Source organism: Sphingomonas lycopersici, assembly GCF_026130605.1.
In the GTDB taxonomy this organism is placed as follows: Bacteria; Pseudomonadota; Alphaproteobacteria; order Sphingomonadales; family Sphingomonadaceae; genus Sphingomonas; species Sphingomonas lycopersici.
Genome location: NZ_JANFAU010000005.1, coordinates 157,918 through 174,626 on the forward strand (window position 1 = coordinate 157,918; position 16,709 = coordinate 174,626).

The following is a 16,709-nucleotide window of genomic DNA, read 5'->3' on the forward strand; positions in this document are numbered from 1 at the left end:
GTTTCCGAAGAAGGTCCCGGATTGACATATTTCTCCGATTAGGATCATACATCCTGCTATTGCCAAACTATCGGCACATTTCTCCCGATGGGGCCAAATCGCGCGCCACGGGCAGAACAGGGAGAGAGAGAATGCGGTCGATGCGGACCTGGGCATTAGGAGCGGTGGCGCTGGTCGCCAGCGCCGCGCTCGCCCAAGGGAATGACAAACCAGCCCCGAACACCCCCGCCCCTGCGGCAGCCACCACCCCCGCCGCCGCGCTTCCGGCCGGCGCGGCGCTGACCAAGAGCGACGTCGACGTCTGGCTCGACGGCTATATGCCCTATGCGCTGCGCAGCGGCGACATCCCCGGCGCGGTGGTGACGGTGGTCAAGGACGGGCAGCTGCTCACCGCGCGCGGCTTCGGCTATGCCGATGTCGCGAAGCGCACCCCGGTCGATCCCTATCGCACCTTGTTCCGCCCCGGCTCGGTCTCCAAGCTCGTCACCTGGACGGCGGTGATGCAGCAGGTCGAGGCGGGCAAGCTCGATCTCGATGCCGACGTCAATCGCTACATCGATTTCAAGATTCCGCCGCGCAACGGCCAGCCGGTCACGCTGCGCCAGATCATGACGCACACCGCCGGGTTCGAGGAAACCGGCAAGGACGTGATCTTCTACGATCCCGATCACCTGCGCCCGCTCGGCGATTTCCTCAAGGCGTCGCAGCCCGTGCGCATCTATGATGCGGGCACCACTCCGGCCTATTCGAACTGGGCGACCGCGCTGGCGGCCTATATCGTCGAGCGCGCCTCGGGCCAGTCGTTCGACGATTATGTCGACAGCCACATCTTCGCCCCGCTCGGCATGACCAACGCGACCTTCCGCCAGCCGCTCCCCAAGCAGCTCGTCGGGCAGATGGCGACGGGCTATCCCAAGCCAGGCACCGCCGCAGCGTTCGAACTGGTCGGCCCCGCGCCGGCCGGGTCGCTCTCCGCCTCGGGCGTCGATATGGCGAAGTTCATGCTCGCCCATCTGCAGGGCGGCGAACTGGGCGGCAAGCGCATCCTCAGCCCGCAGATCGCGGCGATGATGCACAACAGCCCGCTCGACAAGGTGAACCCGCAATCGCTGATCCCGCCGCTCAACCGGATGGAGCTCGGCTTTTTCGAGACCAATGTGAACGGGCATGAGGTGATCGCGCATCTCGGCGATACCGTGGCGTTCCACACCTCGCTGCATCTGTTCATCAACGATCATGTCGGGCTGTACGTGTCGTTCAACAGCCCGGGGAAGATGGGCGCGGTCGGCGCGCTGCGCACCAGCCTGTTCGAGGATTTCGCCGATCGCTATTTCCCCGGCAAGCCGGTGACCGCGCGGGTCGATGCGCAGACCGCGAAACAGCATGCGCAGATGATGGCCGGGACGTGGCGCAACAGCCGCCGCTCCGAAACCAATTTCCTCGCGCTCGCCGGGCTGCTCGGGCCGACCGAGGTGACAGTCGACGAAAAGGGCAATCTGGTGGTGCCGTCGCTCAAGACGCCCGGCGGCCGCCCGCGCGAATGGGTCGAGATCGCGCCGTTCGTGTGGCGCGACCGCTTCGGTCATGAACAGCTCGCCGCGAAGGTGGTCGACGGCAAGGTCGTCCGCTGGAGCATCGGCGGCATCTCGCCGTTCATGGTGTTCGATCGCGTTCCCGCGAGCATCTCGCCGTCGTGGCTGACGCCGGCGACCTATCTCAGCCTCGCGGTGCTGGCGCTGACCTTCCTCGCATGGCCGATCGGCTGGGCGATCCGGCGCCGCTACAAGGCCTCGCTCAACCTCTCGGGTCGCCCGCTCACCGTCTATCGCGCGACGCGGATCGCCGCCGGGCTGGTCGTCGGCGTGGTGATCGGCTGGGCGGCGATGATCACCGCGATGTTCGCCAATCTGCGCAACCTGTCGGGCGTGCTCGATCCGTATCTGGTGCTGCTCCAGATCCTCAGCATCGTGGTGCTGATCGGCGCGGTCGGCGTTGCCGGCTGGAACCTCTGGCTGGCGCAGCACGACGGGCGCAAGTGGACGAGCAAGCTCTGGGCGGTGCTCATCCTCCTCGCGACGCTGATCATCCTTTACGTCGGCTACAGCTACAGCCTCCTGTCGATCTCGACGAAATATTGACGAAGCGTGGTGGCGGTCATGCAGGATGATCGCCACCATCTATGCCACGTCGAGAGGATGACCGGATGAGCCTGGATAATAATAACAACGCGACTGAACTTCCTTCTCCCTATCTTCTGTTCGTCGGCGACGTCGTCGAACCCGGCTTCGCCAAGACCGCATTCGGATTGCGAGACTGGGCCGCCGACAAATGCATCGGCGAATATGCCTGCGATCCCGCCGCGGTGCGCACCGGGCTGCCGCAGCTCTCCCCCGCTGACGCCGCGGCGAGGGGCGCGAAGGCGATGGTGATCGCCGTCGCCAACCGCGGCGGCGTGATCCCGCCGCATTGGCGGCCCGCGCTGATCGAGGCGCTCGCCGCCGGGCTCGATCTGATCGCCGGGATGCACAGCCGGCTCACCGATGTGCCCGGCCTCGCGCAAGCCGCACAAGATCATGGCCGCCGGCTGTTCGACGTGCGCACCCCGCCCGCCGGGCTACCGATCGCCACCGGGCGCAAGCGCAGCGGCAAGCGGCTGCTGACGGTCGGCACCGATTGCGCGCTCGGCAAGAAATATACTGCCCTAGCGCTCGCCGACGCCTTTGCCGCGCGCGGCGTCGCGGTCGATTTTCGCGCCAGCGGGCAGACCGGGATCATGATCGCGGGCGGCGGGATACCGATGGATTCGATCGTCTCCGATTTCGAGGCCGGCGCGGCGGAATCGCTGTCGCCCGACGCCGCGCCCGATCATTGGGACGTGATCGAGGGCCAGGGATCGTTGCTGCATCCGGCCTATGCCGCGGTATCGCTGGGGCTGCTCCACGGCAGCCAGCCCGACGTGTTCGTCGTCTGCCACGAACCGGGGCGCGCGCACCTGCTCGGCGTTCCCGATTATGGCGTGCCGACCGTCGAGGAGATCGTCGACCTGACGATCGCGCTCGGGCGGCGGACCAACCCCGCGATCCGCTGCGCCGGCTTCGCCTATAATACCGCCGCGCTCGACGCCGATGCCGCCGCGGCGTTGATGGCGCGCGACGCGGAGCGGCTCGGGCTTCCGGTTGCGGACCCGATCCGGCGCGGCGCCGCCTTCGACCAACTGGTTGCGAGCTGCCTCGGCGTACCGTGAGCCGCGCCCTCTTCATTTCGTTCGGAGAATTCTGATGCCCTGGATTCGCGCTCTTACCTGCGCCGCGCTTGCCTGTTCATCGTCGCTCGCTTTCGCCGAACCGCCCCGGCCGGCGCCGGCGGTTCAGGCCGATCGGCTCGCCGGGCTCCCCGATTTCGTCGACGGGGTCGTCGCCGGGCAGATCGCCAGCCGACAGGTAGCGGGCGCGGTGGTGACGGTGGTGGCGGACGGCCGCGTGCTGTTCACCCGCGGCTATGGTTTCGCCAATGTCGCCAAGCAGGTGCCGGTCGACGGCGCGCGCACCCTGTTTCGCCCCGGATCGGTCTCCAAGCTGTTCACCTGGGTCGCGCTGATGCAGCAGATCGAGGCGGGGAAGGTCGACCTCGACGCCGACGTCAACCGCTACCTCGATTATCGCATCCCCGATTTCAACGGCGCACCGATCCGCGTGCGCGATCTGATGTCGCACAGCCCGGGGATGAGCGATCTCGGCGGCTTCCTGTTCGACAGCCCCGACAAGATCACCCCCTATCAGCAGTGGATCAAGGCGCATATTCCGCAGCGGCTGTGGGCGCCGGGGACCGAGATCGCTTATTCGAACTATGGCGCCGCGCTCGCCGGCTATATCGTCGAGCGCGTATCGGGCGAAGCCTATCCCGATTATGTCGAGCGCCACATCTTTGCCCCGCTGGGCATGACCTCGACCACCTTCCGCGAGCCTCTGCCCCCGGCGCTCGCCGCGCGGATGGCGGACGGGCACAAATGGGTCGACGGTCAGCTCGTCCCCAAGCCTTATGAATATCTCAGCTCGATCATGCCGGCGGGCTCGGCGAGCGCGACCGCGCCGGATATGGCGCGGTTCATGCTGGCGCTGCTCGGGGGCGGCGCGCTGGACGGCAAGCGCATCCTCAGCGCGCAATCGGTCGCGCTGCTCGAAAGCGATCTTTACGCCAATGTCCCCGGCCTGCCGGGGATGGCGCACGGCTTCCTCGTCGAGCGTCAGGCCGGGCCGCGAATGGTGGGGCATGCCGGGAACACGGTCGACTTCCACTCGGATCTCGTCATCGCGCCCGAACGCAACATCGGTCTCTTCATCTCGTTCACCGGCGGCCCAGAAAGCGGGATCGCGCGGACCGAGCTGCGCAACGCGTTGATCGGGCGGCTGTTTCCCCAGGCGCCCGCGCCGCGCTACACGGGCAAATCGGCACCGGTGCTCGGCAGCTATCGCGCCAACCGCCGCGATTATTCGGCGCCGGCCGATCCCGAGAACGACATCAAGGTCGAGGCGAGCGGCGCGCATATCGTCACCGTCACCGCGGCGGGGCGCAAGACCGCCTACGAGCAGATCGGGCCGGCGGAATATGAGGAAATCACCGGCGCGCGTGCCGGCGGTCCGTACGATCGGATCAAGTTCTTCGGCGACAGCCAGGACCCGCGCCTGTCCTTCGCCTCGATGCCTTATGAGACCTTCCATCTCGTGAAGCCGTGATCGACACCGCGTGTCGTTCATTTGCCAGTCGGGTTGGACGGTATAAGAAGGGCGCCATGACTCGCCCCACGCCGCTCGGCTTCCGTGTGTTCGCGACTGCGTTCGCCCTTGTAGGAGCGGTGCCGTCGCTCGCACAAACGGCGCCGGCGCCCGCCGCCGGCGACGCCGACACCGTTCGCCTCACCGACGAACAGCGCAACGCGATCCTCGATCGCAACACGGTGGACAGCGCCGCCGCCGCGCGCGGCGAACTGACCCAGTCGCAACGCATGGATCGCGGAATCCACGGCGAGGTGGGGATGATGATCGGCTCTTACGGCACGCGCGGCATCTATGGCACCGCGGCGATCCCGCTCGGCGACAATGCCGGCGCCGTGGTATCGTTCGAGAGCAGCCGCTTCGGTTACCGCCGCTAGTGGATTGATTCAGACGGAGGAGTCCCGGAATCCTTTCCCGTCATGCCGGGCTTGACCCGGCATCCAGAGCCACAAAGGACACCGCCTGAAACTCTGGATGCCGGGTCAAGCCCGGCATGACGGCTGAGAGAAGCGGGAACCATCCGTTGTGTTCTCACCACTAGCGCATCGTGCGTTCGCTTTTCCGCCCCGGCGAAGGGGCACCCCGCAAAGTAATACTTTGCGGGGACCACGAAGGCCGGGGTCCAGCATCGGGCCGCTCGTAACTGGACCCCGGCCTACGCCGGGGTGGATCGTGTTGTGCGCCCGTTACCGTGATTCACCCCGCGCCGAACAGCGGAGCCAGCCGCGCGCGGATGCGTTCCAGCACCGTCGCGCCGCCGAGATCGGGTGCGAAGGTCTTGCCGGTGATCGTCTCGAACGCCTCGGCATAGACCGCGGCGGTGCCGGTGATCAGGTCCCGCGGGATGGCCGGGATCGGATCATGATAGGGATCGCACCGCGCCGCGACCCACGAGCGCACGAAATCCTTGTCGAAGCTGTCGGGCCGCTCGCCGGCCTCGAATTGCGCCTGATAGGTCGCCTGCCGCCAGTAACGGCTGCTGTCCGGCGTATGGATTTCGTCCGCGAGGACGATCGTGCCGTCGGGGGTGACGCCGAACTCATATTTGGTGTCGGCGAGGATCAGCCCGCGCGCTTCCGCCATTTTCTGCCCGCGCGCGAACAGCGCCAGCGCGGTCGCGCTCAGCTCGTCCCATTGCGCCGGGGTCAGGAGCTTGCGCTCGAGGATTTCGGCGGGGGTCAGCGGCTCGTCATGTCCGCCGTCGAATTCCTTGCTCGTCGGCGTGATGATCGGCGCGGCGAGCCGGGCGTTGTCGCGCAGGCCATCGGGCAGCGTCATGCCGTACATCGTGCGCTGGCCCTTTTTGTAGAGGGTCAGGATCGAGGTGCCCGTGGTCCCCGCGAGATAACCGCGCACGACGATCTCGACCGGCAGGATGTCGAGCCGGCGGCAGATGAGGACGTTGGGATCGGGATAATCGAGGACGTGATTGGCGCAGATGTCCGCAGTCTGCTCGAACCAGAAACGCGCGGTCTGCGTCAGCACCTCGCCCTTGAACGGGATCGCGCACAGGATGCGATCGAACGCGCTCAGCCGGTCGCTGGCGATGATGATCCGCCGCCCGTCGGCCAGATCGTAATTGTCGCGCACCTTGCCGCGATAATGGTTCGGCAGTTCGGGGATCGTCGCATCGTCCAGCGTGCGCGATGCGAAAGCGGTAAAATCGATCGACGACATTCAGTGATTCTCCGGGACCGGAGGTTCGCCCTAGCCGGATGCGCCGGCATTGTCAGCGGGCGGCCGGCGCGCTTCCGGGGCAGCGGGATTTGCCCTATATCGCGCCCGACACAGCAAAGAGCGACGACCGATGCGAAAATCGACGTTGATCTGCACCGTTACTGCGCTGATCGCCGGGAGTGCAGTCGCACAGACGCCACCGCCGCCCGATCCCGCCAAGGCCCAGGCCAGCCGCGACGGTCGCCACGACTTCGACTGGGAATTCGGCACCTGGACTACGCGGCTGCGGCTACTGCGCAATCCGCTGTCGGGCGCCGCGCCGGATTGGGCCGATTATCAGGGAACGAGCGTGGTCCGCCCGATCCTCGATGGCCGGTTCAATCTCGTCGAACTGTCGGTCTCGGGCACCGCCGGGCGCATCGAGGGCGCGGCGCTGCGGCTGTATGATCCGCGATCGCGGCAATGGAGCCTCAACTACGCCAATGCACGCAGCGGCACGCTGACGACCCCGGTTTACGGCGGCTTCGGCGATCACGGCCGCGGGCTGTTCTATGCGCACGATACGCTCGACGGGCGCGCGATCCTCGTCCGCTTCGTGATCACGGCGACCGCGAAAGAAGCCCGTTTCGAACAGGCTTATTCCGCGGATAACGGCCGAAGCTGGGAAACCAACTGGATTGCGGTCGATACGCGTCAGTAGCGCGCCGCAACACGCGCGAAGAAGCTGCGCCCCGGCTCGGGGTAGCCCGCCGCGAGCTGGTAATTCCGATCGAGCAGGTTGCGCGCGCCCACCCCGATCGTCAGCCGGCGCGAGACATCCCAATCGGCGGCAAGCCCCACGTCGACATAATTCCCGGTGCGGAAATAAGCGGTGCCGGCGGTATTCACCGTCCAGCGATCGGAGGCGATATCGGCGCTCGGCCGCACATGCACCGCGGCGACCGGCGACCAATCGGCATAGATGAACGCCTTGTGCGTCGGCACGTCGGTCGGGCGGAAGATCGGTACGCCGGGATCGCGCAAGTCGCGATGCGTGTAGGTATAATTGCCGCCGATCGCGAGACCGGGGAGAAGCTGCGCGGTGACCGACAGCTCGCCGCCGTAGAAATTGCCGCGGCCGAGGTTGAAGCTCTTGGTCACCGGATTCTGCGTGCAGACCCCGGCGGGGGTGCAGCTCGTGAAGATGAACGGTTCGGCGACGATCACGTCGGTGAGGTGCGAATAGAAGATTGCGCCCTCCGCGCGCCAGATGCCGAAGCGGCGCGATCCGCCGATCTCGTAATTCACCGCACGCTCGGGCCGGAGATTGGCGTTGGACACCGCCCCGCCGAAGCGCGAGCTGAACCGTTCGAACAAGGTCGGGAAGCGCGTGCGATCGGAAATGCTGGCGTGCAATTCGCTCGTTTCGGACGGTTTCCACGACAGCCGCCCCTGCCCGTTCAGCGCCGAATGATTGACCAGCGGATAGAAGACGAAGGCGTTATTGGCGTAATCCTCCGCGCGGCGCAGATCCTTCCAGTCGTAACTGATGCCGGCGGTGAAGGTCAGCGCGGGCGCCAGCTCGGCGATATTCTGCAGCGCGATGCTATAGCCGTCCTCGATCGAGGTCTGCGGCGGCTCGAACCCGCCGCCGGGGAAGCTTTGCTGGAATTCGACATGCTTGTCGCGGCGGTAGAAGGCCGCGAGGCTCAGCGTATCGCCGGGCAGCGGGCGCAGATCGAGCTGCGCCGATCCGCCCCACGCCTTGTCGTGATAGAAACTGTTGAACGCGCGCGGCCTGGTCTGGGTGGTTTCGCTGGCGTCGTCCCACGCGCTGAGCAGATTGTCGAACTGGTTGTAATAAATCTTGGTCTTGAGCGTCGCCATCTCGCCCAAAGCGGTGGTCGACAGAAAATAGACGCTGGAAATATCCCAATAAGGCCAGGTCCAGGCGCGCTGGATCGCCGCCGGATCGGTGGTGCTGAGTGGGGCGAGCTTCATCCCGCTCTGTTTGGTATAGCTGATCGAATATTCGTCGGTGACATTGGGGGTGAACCCTGCCTTCAAGTTCACGCGCCAGTCGCGCGCCGCCGAAAGGTTGCGGCGCCCGCCATTCTCGCTCGGCGTCGGGACGAAGCCGCCGGCGAGATCCCAATGATCGGTATCGTTGCGCGCATAGCTCGCCTGCGCATAATATTTGTCCTGCCGCGTCCCGATCAGCCCGGCGACATTATAGCCGGCATAGTCCACCGCGCGGCCGAGGTTGAGCGTCGCCTGCACCTGCGCCTCGATCGGCCGGGTCGGCTTGCGCGTCACGAGGTTGATCGCGCCGCCCATCCCGTCGGGCCCGTCGAGCACCGAGGCATAGCCCTTGGCGACCTGCACCTCGGCGATGTCGCTGGTGAGGAAGCGGCCGTAATCGAGCCGATTGTCGGCAGGGAGAAACACGCGCACGCCGTCGATCGACAGCGGCGCCTGGAAGCGGTTGAACCCGCGCACCAGGATCAGCCGTTCATTGCGCGATCCGCCGGTGTTCGAGGCAGTGACCCCGGGGATGAGGTTCACCGCATCGTCGAGCCGCTGCCGATCGAAGGCGAAGATCGCATCCGACGACAGGGTATCGCCGCCGATCGCCACACCCTCGACCTTGGGCGCGGTGACGACGATCTGGCCGAGGCCGAACGCCGCGTCATTGTCCTGCGCCTGCGCCAGCACCGGCGGGGCGGCGACGATCGCGCTCGACACGAGCAGCCCGGCAACGATCGTTCGCATCGCATTCCCCCTCGCGGTTTCGCCCGGCGCGCATAGACCGCGATCGAAGCTCTGTATATATCCAGATATAGAGATCGGATTCGAAACGGGGGCAAAGATGGATCGGCAGTGGACGCGCGCGATATGGGCGGCGGCGATGATGGCGATGACCGCGCCGGCGGCATCGGCGCAAACGCCCCCCGCCTGCTCCGCCGAAGCGAAACCCGCGCTGCCCGCGGCTTTGGCGGGCTGGGCGACCCCCGCACCGCTCGCCGCCGCCACCGATCGCGACGGGGTGGCGCGCGCAACGCTCGTTCCGGGCAAGGCCGCGACGGTAACGTTGCTGCCGACACCGACGGTGCATTACCCGCTCCAGCCCGAAAAGCCCGGCGGCAGCGTGAGCCACGGCGGGTTGCTGGCATTCACGATCGCGCGCGCGGGCGGCTATCGCGTCGCGCTCGGTTCAGCGGCGTGGATCGATGTGGTGCGCGACGGCAAGGCGGTCGTCTCGACCGCGCACGGCCACGGCCCCGCCTGCTCGACGATCCGCAAGATGGTCGATTTCTCGCTCGAGCCGGGCGATTACGTGCTTCAGATCTCGGCCAATGCCACGGCCGAACTGACGGTGCTGATCGCACCTTTGCCCTGATCGCCGATGCCGGTTCGCTTGGCTCTGGCCGCGGCGGCGCTCGCCGCGGGCGCGATCGCGGTGGCGGCCGCGCGTGACGACACGGCGGCGGCAAAGGTCGAGCTGGGCCGGCGGCTGTTCTACGATGCCGATCTGTCGGTCGACGGGACGATGGCCTGCGCGACCTGCCACGAACAGCGCCGCGGGTTCAGCGACGGCAATGCGACGCATCCCGGCGTCACCGGCGCGCCGGGGCGACGCAACGTGCCGGGCCTCGCCAATGTCGCCGCGCGTGCCGCGCTGACCTGGGGCGATCCGCGCGTGCGGACGCTGGAGGCGCAGGCCGCGATCCCGTTGTTCGGCACGCATCCGATCGAGATGGGGATGAAGGGGCATGAGGCGGAGATCGGCAAAAGGCTGGGCGCCGACGCCTGCTATCGCGCGCAATTCCGCGCCGCCTTCCCGAGCGGCGGGGTGATCGACGCCACGCAGGTTGTGACGGCGATCGCCGCGTTCCAGCGCACGATGATCTCGCGCGACACGCCCTATGACCGTTATCGCGCCGGGCGGCAGGATGCTTTATCCGCGTCGCAACGCGCAGGACTGCGCGCCTTTGCGACGCGGGGTTGCACGGCCTGCCATGCGGGCACCGACCTGACCGACGATCGCTTCCACGCGATCGCCCCGCCCGCGGCGAATGCGCGCGACACGGGCCTCGCCGAAATCACCGGACGCGCGGCGGACGCGGGGCGGTTCAAGACCCCCGGGCTGCGCAATGTCGCGGTCTCGGCCCCCTATCTCCACGACGGCAGCGCGCCGATGCTCGCCGATGCGATCCGCCGCCACGACACCGCGCGCGGGCTGGACGACGCGACGATCGCCGCGCTCGCGGATTTCCTGACCGGGCTTACCGACGCGGCTTTCCTGCACGATCCTCGTTTGTCGCTGCCGCCGCCGGGCTGCCCGCGCCCGCTTTCGCCGGCAGCGGCGCCGGACGCAGGTCGCGCATCAGCCCCGCGAGGCTAGCCGCGGCTTCCTCGGCGAGGCGCGCTTCCGCCCGGCGATAATGCGCAAGCACGTTTTCGCCGAACGGCGTCACCCGCGCACCGCGCTCGCGCCCGCCGCCGTGCAGCGTCTCGACCAGCCGCTCGGACCAGCAGCGGTTCATCATATCGACCAATTGCCACGTCCGCCGATAGCTGATGCCCAGCGCCCGGCCGGCGCCCGAAATCGATCCTTCGCGCGCGATCGCCTCGAGCAGATCCGCCTTGCCCGGCCCGAACGCGATTTCGTCACCGCACAAAATCTGCATTTTCAGTTTGAAGGGTTTGGATCGTTCCACGTCACATCGGCCCGTTGAGCGCGCACGATGTTGAAGCCGCGCGTCCGGTTTGTCGAGCGGCCGGGACGACGAGGGGCTAGCTATCGCGCGAGCAGGAAATCCAGCGCGATGTTCTCGAACCGCTCCTTGCGCTCGATCATCGCGGCCGCGAGCGATCTGGACGTTTCGACGATCCCGTCCCACATCGGCAAGGTTGCCGATCGGGGTTAGATGTGACTCAGCCAGCACTTGCCACCCGCTATCATGTCTTCGAAACCGCGGCGGGCCATGCCGCGATCGGATGGAATGATCGCGGCATATCGAGCTTTCGCCTGCCGGCGCGGACCGCGCGCGAAGCGAGCTGGGCGCTGCTACGGCGCGCGCCCGATGCGACAATCGTCGACCCGCCCGCCCCGGTCCGCGCGATCGTCGACGCAGCGTGTCGCTATTTCGCCGGCGAGCGCGTCGATTTCGGCGATGTGCCGATCGATCTCGGCGAACAGGAACCGTTCTTCGCGCGCGTCTACGATCGGGTGCGCAAGCTCGGCTGGGGCGAGACCACCACTTATGGCGCGATCGCCAAGGAGCTTGGCGCGGGGCCGGAATTCGCGCGCGATGTCGGCCAGGCGATGGCCAGCAACCCGATCCCGCTGATCGTCCCGTGCCACCGCGTCACCGCCGCGGGCGGCAAGATCGGCGGGTTTTCGGCGCCGGGCGGCTCCTTCTCCAAGGCGCGAATGCTCGAGCTCGAAGGCGTGTCGATCGCGGTCGACGCGGGGAAGAAGCCCGAAGCGAAGAAGCCCGAGCAGCCCGGCTTCGATTTCTAAGGAACAGGGCGTCCTTGTGTCCGAGGTGCGATCCGGCGCATGATGCCGCGATGAAGTCGGCAGACTGTACCATCTGAATCCGCTTTCCGCGTTTCGCCGCGGGAAGCCGTTGCCCCGGCTGGCCCGATCGGCTCGCCGGATTCTCCGCGCGTGCGTCGACGCGCGATCGGCTGCCACACCGGCGGCCAGCATTCGGTGGTATTTTTCAATGCGCAATTTCTTCGAAAGCCCGTTCAAGGGCATCACACTCGATCGTCAGGTCACCCACCCCAACATCTCGGTCGGGCGCTACAGTTATTATTCCGGCTATTATCACGGCCACAGCTTCGACGACTGCGCCCGCTTCCTGTTGCCCGATGCCGACGCGGACAAGCTCGTCATCGGCAGCTTCTGCTCGATCGGATCGGGCGCCGCGTTCATCATGGCAGGCAACCAGGGCCACCGGAACGACTGGATCAGCACCTTTCCCTTTTTCTGGATGCCGGAGGTGCCGGCCTTCGCCGGCGCGGCGAACGGCTACCAGCCGGCAGGCGACACGATCATCGGCAACGACGTGTGGATCGGTTCGGAGGCGATCATCATGCCCGGCGTGACGATCGGCGACGGCGCGGTGATCGGCACCCGCGCGCTGGTGGCGCGCGATGTCGAGCCTTATGCGATCGTCGGCGGCAATCCCGCGCGGGTCATCCGCAAACGGTTCGACGACGCCGATATCGCGCGGCTACTCGCGCTGAAATGGTGGGACTGGAGCGAGGACCAGCTCCACGCGGCGATGCCGCTGCTCACCAGTGGCGATATCGCGGCGCTTCACGCGCACTGGCAAAAGATCGGCGAGATCGAACGTTAAGCGCGATCGGTCGCGTCAAACTCCCGCCCGTCCGCCCCCCCAAAGCGGACGGGCGGGACGACGATTCGACGCGATCATGCGCTGGAATTGGCCGCGAAAGCGCGTGGAGAACCGGGGCCGGCGAGCCGCACACCCAGTTTAACTACATGAATTTTAAGGAAAACTGGCGGAGACGGAGGGATTCGAACCCTCGATACGGTTTCCCGTATGACGCTTTAGCAAAGCGTTGGTTTCAGCCACTCACCCACGTCTCCGGTGCGGCGTGAGGGGGGCCTATAGCGAGCGGAATCGGTGCGATCAACCGATCGTGCAACGATTCGCCTCGGCGCGAAATCGACTCGGGTCGTCGTCCGGTTCATTGCCGCGAAAGCCGCGACGGCGCTAGAATCGCTGATCGGGACGATTTTGTGCCCGGGGGGATGACGAAGATGCGCAAGGTGATGCTGGCCCTAGGGCTGACCGCGACGGTGATGGTCGGCGCGGCCGCCCCCGCTCAGGTCCGCACGATCGACCCCAACAAGGCGATCGACAACGATATCGCCCCCGCCCCGCGCGGATCGGCACAGACGCCGCCGCCCGCGCCGCAAAACTATCCCGACGAGCCGATGCCCGAACAGTCCGCCCCGCCGCCGGCCCAGGCGCCGGCGCCGGCCGGCGACAACAGCAGCACGATGCGCACCGAGCGCGCGCAGCAGACGAGCAACGCCGCCGAGACCTTCAAGCGCGACGATCTGATCAGCGCGGGCGAAGGCGTGTTCGGCAAGGGCGCCGCGGGCCTTGCCGGGATCATCGAAAAGATCCTCAAGGAGCAGGGCGAGCCCAATGCCTATATCGCCGGGCGCGAGGCATCGGGCGCGGTGGTCGTCGGGCTGCGTTACGGCTCGGGGATCATGACCCATAAGGTCGAGGGACAGATGCCGGTCTATTGGACCGGGCCGTCGGTCGGCTTCGACCTCGGCGGGGATGCCAACAAGGTCTTCGTGCTGGTCTACAACCTTTACGATACCGAGGAATTGTACCGCCGCTTCCCCGCCGCGGAGGGGCGGCTCTATTTCGTCGGCGGCTTCGCCGCGACCTATTTGCGGCGCGGCAATGTCGTGCTGATCCCGGTGCGGCTGGGGGTCGGCTGGCGCGCCGGGGTCAATGTCGGCTATATGAAGTTCAGCCATAAATCGAAGTGGCTGCCCTTCTGAGCAGCCAACCCGGGTCCGCTCTTTTACCGTCATGCCGGGTCAGGCCCGGCGTGACGACGAACTGGCCAATGTGCTGAGGTCGGCCGGTCTGCCCCGTCAATCAGCGAAAACCGCCGCACGCTTCTCCATATTGGCGCGCACCGCCTCGATCTGGTTGGGCGAGCGCAGCAGCGCGATCTGCTCGGCGCTCTCGGCGCGAAGCACCGCTGCGGCATCCGCGTCGGCCGCAAGATTGTAGAGCCGCTTCGACGCCCGCACCGCCTGCGGGTTGCGGCCGGCGATCTCGCGTGCCAGCGCCAGCGCGGCAGTGCGAGGCTCCTCGTCAAGCCGGGTCGCGAAACCATAGCCCAGCGCCTCCGCGCCGGAGAATTCGCGCGCGGTATAGGTCAGCTCGCGGAGCACGTCGTCGCGCGCCAGCGTCCGCCACAGCGCGACGCCCGCCATATCGGGCACCAGCCCCCAATAGGTTTCGCGGATCGACATCCGCGTCGCCGGGTGAACGATGCGGATGTCGGCGCCCGACATCACCTGAAAGCCGCCGCCCACCGCGACGCCGTGCACCGCCGCGATCACCGGCATCGGCAGCTCGCGCCACCCCCAGGCGACATTCTGCGGCGCATTGGCGAGGCCGTGGCTGCGCGCCGCGAGATCGTTGCCCGATCCGCCGCCGGCCATCGACGCCATATCGAGCCCCGCGCAGAACGCCCGTCCCTCGCCCGAGAGCACCGCGACGCGCACGTCCTTCATCCCGGCGAGCTGGGCGATCGCATCGTTGATCCCGGCGAACATCGCGGGATCGAGCGCGTTCATCTTGTCGGCGCGATTGAGCCGGACATCGGCCACGCCGTCCGCAACCGTGATCGTCACCCGCTGTTCCATCGCGCTCTCCTATGGCTTTGTCGCACCAGCGTTACGGTCCAATCGCGCGAAGGACAACGGCACGCGGCGTTGTCCTGCGCGAGTTTGGTCCGTAGAGACGCGCCATGAACTTCGATCCCACAACCATGCCGATCGGGATGGCCAATGGCCGGTCGTTCGGCGGCCACGGCGGGCGGCTGGGCATTCGCTATCATGCGCGCGGCGACGATTGGGTCGAGCTGGCGCTGCCCTATTCGGACGAGCTGATCGGCGACGAGGAAAGCGGCGTGCTCGCCTCCGGCCCGATCATCGCGATGATGGACATGGCGACCAGCATCGCGGTGTGGCAGAAAATCGGCGCCTTCGCGCCGCATGCCACGCTCGACCTGCGGATCGATTACCTCCGCCCGGCGCGGCCGGGGCAAACGGTGATCGGCCGCGCCGAATGCCTGCGCATCGCGCGATCGATCTCCTTCACGCGCGGCATCGCGCATGACGGCGATATCGACGACCCGATCGCGCATGTCGCGGCCACCTTCATGGTGCCCAACGGCGCCTATCCGAAAGCCGCCAAATGAAGCTGCCCCCCTATACCGGATTGCTCAAGGCGACGCTGGAGCTGGCGGAAGACGGCACCCCGGTGATGGTGATGCCGTTCCACGACGACGTGCTCGGCCGGCCCGGTTTCCTGCAAGGCGGCGCGATCTCCGGGCTGCTCGAGGTGGCGGCGATCGCCGCGCTGCGCCATGCGCTGGAAAACGAAGGCGGCGGCCGGATCAAGCCGATCAACGTGACGGTCGATTTCATGCGCGGCGGCCGCGGGCTGGAAACCCGCGCGGCGGGGCGCATCACCCGGCTCGGCAACCGCGTCGCCAATGTCGACGCCTTCGCGTGGCAGGACGATCGCAGCCGGCCGATCGCCGCGGCACGAATGAACTATCTGATCGAGCGGGATTGAGCCGCACGCGGCGTTACGCAGCGATTACCTCTCCCATTCGGGCTGAGCTTGTCGAAGCCGTGTACTTTCTTCGCGAGGAAGAAGGACAGCCCTTCGACAAGCCCAGGGCGAACGGAGCATATTTTGCGCACGATACCCTGCCATAGGCGTCACCCGGTCTTACGGTTCAGCGCTGGGCGTTATATTTGAGCTGATCCTGCGTCAGCTGGAAGCCGACCAGCGCCTCGAAGCTGGCCGAGAGCACCGCCTGGCGCACGTCGGGCGCGCTCAGCGGATCGACCGCGGCATCCTGCTCGCCCGCCTTGCGCTTGCGATTGAGCTTGTCGCGAACTTCCTTCGACAGCGTCGCCGCCTCGCGGTTGATCGTGGTCGAGGCCTGGCCGTTGGTCGAGGCGATCGCCTGCCCCGCGTCGAAATGCAGCCCGACGCGGCCGATGCGCTTGGCGGTCACCGCATTGCCGCCGCGCACGACGGTGATGAAATAGGGCAAGGTCACGTCGCGCGCGCCCTCGGTCCGCGTCCGACGCGCGCGCACGTCGAAGGTGACGGTGGTCGCCACTTCGGCGCCGCTGTCGTCACAGGTCGAGCGGACATTGGTGATGTTCGCCACCACATCGATCGCGCGCTCGTCCTGGCTGGTTGCCGGATCGAACAAGGTGATGTCGCCCGTCCCCGCCGGCACCCCGACCACCGGGCAGGCCGAGCGCACCGCCGTGATGCCGACGCCGGAGGTGAGATCGATGTCGCCGGTCTTCGCGCAGCCCCCCAACGCAGCGAGAAGGGCAATCGGGGCAACGGATTGGCGAAGGGTCACGGGGCTATACCTTGGCTCGAACACAACATGGGGCCGCGCTTGCGATCGAAGGCGGCCCCGTATGCGCTGCACCATAATCGTTCC

17 protein-coding genes and 1 tRNA gene are annotated in these 16,709 nt (G+C 67.0%); 12 read left to right on the forward strand and 6 right to left on the reverse strand.

Going from position 1 to position 16,709, the window contains the following annotated elements:
* Nucleotides 1-131: 131 nt before the first annotated feature.
* The 4 genes from NED98_RS12310 (at nt 132) to NED98_RS12325 (ending at nt 5,149) form a co-directional block, all read left to right on the forward strand.
* Nucleotides 132-2,138 (forward strand): serine hydrolase domain-containing protein, encoded by a 2,007-nt coding sequence (locus tag NED98_RS12310; RefSeq protein WP_265313217.1) that lies wholly within the window; start codon nt 132-134, stop codon nt 2,136-2,138.
* Between the two features lie 65 nt (nt 2,139-2,203).
* Entirely contained in the window at nt 2,204-3,244 is a 1,041-nt protein-coding gene (locus NED98_RS12315) for an N-acetyltransferase DgcN family protein (RefSeq protein WP_265268550.1), read from the forward strand.
* Between the two features lie 34 nt (nt 3,245-3,278).
* Nucleotides 3,279-4,733 (forward strand): serine hydrolase domain-containing protein, encoded by a 1,455-nt coding sequence (locus NED98_RS12320; RefSeq protein ID WP_265268549.1) that lies wholly within the window; start codon nt 3,279-3,281, stop codon nt 4,731-4,733.
* A gap of 56 nt (nt 4,734-4,789) precedes the next feature.
* Nucleotides 4,790-5,149 (forward strand): hypothetical protein, encoded by a 360-nt coding sequence (locus NED98_RS12325; RefSeq protein WP_265313218.1) that lies wholly within the window; start codon nt 4,790-4,792, stop codon nt 5,147-5,149.
* A 319-nt stretch (nt 5,150-5,468) separates the two neighbouring features.
* Here NED98_RS12325 and NED98_RS12330 read toward each other — a convergent pair whose 3' ends face one another.
* Entirely contained in the window at nt 5,469-6,449 is a 981-nt protein-coding gene (locus NED98_RS12330; protein WP_179511014.1) for a phosphoribosylaminoimidazolesuccinocarboxamide synthase, read from the reverse strand.
* Nucleotides 6,450-6,579: 130 nt separating this feature from the next.
* Here NED98_RS12330 and NED98_RS12335 point away from each other — a divergent pair, with 130 nt between their 5' ends.
* Nucleotides 6,580-7,149 (forward strand): hypothetical protein, encoded by a 570-nt coding sequence (locus NED98_RS12335; RefSeq protein ID WP_265313219.1) that lies wholly within the window; start codon nt 6,580-6,582, stop codon nt 7,147-7,149.
* On the opposite strand, the gene NED98_RS12340 is transcribed toward NED98_RS12335, so the two are convergent.
* Nucleotides 7,143-9,200, reverse strand: coding sequence for a TonB-dependent receptor plug domain-containing protein (locus tag NED98_RS12340; RefSeq protein ID WP_265313220.1), 2,058 nt, complete (start codon nt 9,198-9,200; stop codon nt 7,143-7,145). The genes NED98_RS12335 and NED98_RS12340 overlap by 7 nt on opposite strands.
* 97 nt (nt 9,201-9,297) lie before the next feature.
* Here NED98_RS12340 and NED98_RS12345 point away from each other — a divergent pair, with 97 nt between their 5' ends.
* A complete protein-coding gene (locus NED98_RS12345; protein WP_265313221.1) occupies nt 9,298-9,828 on the forward strand; it encodes a hypothetical protein in 531 nt (176 codons plus the stop codon).
* 6 nt (nt 9,829-9,834) lie between these two features.
* Nucleotides 9,835-10,833 (forward strand): cytochrome-c peroxidase, encoded by a 999-nt coding sequence (locus NED98_RS12350; protein ID WP_265313222.1) that lies wholly within the window; start codon nt 9,835-9,837, stop codon nt 10,831-10,833.
* On the opposite strand, the gene NED98_RS12355 is transcribed toward NED98_RS12350, so the two are convergent.
* On the reverse strand, nt 10,715-11,119 hold the full coding sequence (locus tag NED98_RS12355; RefSeq protein ID WP_265313223.1) for a winged helix-turn-helix domain-containing protein: 405 nt from the start codon (nt 11,117-11,119) through the stop codon (nt 10,715-10,717). The genes NED98_RS12350 and NED98_RS12355 overlap by 119 nt on opposite strands.
* A 242-nt stretch (nt 11,120-11,361) precedes the next feature.
* Between NED98_RS12355 and NED98_RS12360 the strand changes: the two genes are divergently transcribed.
* Nucleotides 11,362-11,955, forward strand: coding sequence for a methylated-DNA--[protein]-cysteine S-methyltransferase (locus NED98_RS12360; RefSeq protein ID WP_179511009.1), 594 nt, complete (start codon nt 11,362-11,364; stop codon nt 11,953-11,955).
* A gap of 208 nt (nt 11,956-12,163) precedes the next feature.
* Entirely contained in the window at nt 12,164-12,802 is a 639-nt protein-coding gene (catB, locus tag NED98_RS12365; protein WP_265313224.1) for a type B chloramphenicol O-acetyltransferase, read from the forward strand.
* A gap of 164 nt (nt 12,803-12,966) precedes the next feature.
* On the opposite strand, the gene NED98_RS12370 is transcribed toward catB, so the two are convergent.
* Nucleotides 12,967-13,056 (reverse strand) — tRNA-Ser (locus tag NED98_RS12370).
* A gap of 174 nt (nt 13,057-13,230) precedes the next feature.
* Between NED98_RS12370 and NED98_RS12375 the strand changes: the two genes are divergently transcribed.
* Entirely contained in the window at nt 13,231-13,995 is a 765-nt protein-coding gene (locus tag NED98_RS12375; protein ID WP_179510947.1) for a DUF1134 domain-containing protein, read from the forward strand.
* Between the two features lie 96 nt (nt 13,996-14,091).
* On the opposite strand, the gene NED98_RS12380 is transcribed toward NED98_RS12375, so the two are convergent.
* Nucleotides 14,092-14,874, reverse strand: a complete 783-nt coding sequence (locus NED98_RS12380) for a crotonase/enoyl-CoA hydratase family protein (RefSeq protein WP_265313225.1) — start codon at nt 14,872-14,874, stop codon at nt 14,092-14,094.
* A 104-nt stretch (nt 14,875-14,978) separates the two neighbouring features.
* Here NED98_RS12380 and NED98_RS12385 point away from each other — a divergent pair, with 104 nt between their 5' ends.
* Nucleotides 14,979-15,431, forward strand: a complete 453-nt coding sequence (locus tag NED98_RS12385; protein ID WP_265268540.1) for a PaaI family thioesterase — start codon at nt 14,979-14,981, stop codon at nt 15,429-15,431.
* The gene (locus NED98_RS12390) at nt 15,428-15,811 is read left to right on the forward strand and encodes a PaaI family thioesterase (protein WP_179510945.1); all 384 of its coding nucleotides are present in this window, start codon (nt 15,428-15,430) and stop codon (nt 15,809-15,811) included. The genes NED98_RS12385 and NED98_RS12390 overlap by 4 nt, the downstream gene beginning before the upstream one ends.
* A gap of 166 nt (nt 15,812-15,977) precedes the next feature.
* Here the strand turns inward: NED98_RS12390 and NED98_RS12395 are convergent, their stop codons facing one another.
* Nucleotides 15,978-16,625 (reverse strand): hypothetical protein, encoded by a 648-nt coding sequence (locus tag NED98_RS12395; RefSeq protein WP_265268538.1) that lies wholly within the window; start codon nt 16,623-16,625, stop codon nt 15,978-15,980.
* Nucleotides 16,626-16,709: the final 84 nt, after the last annotated feature.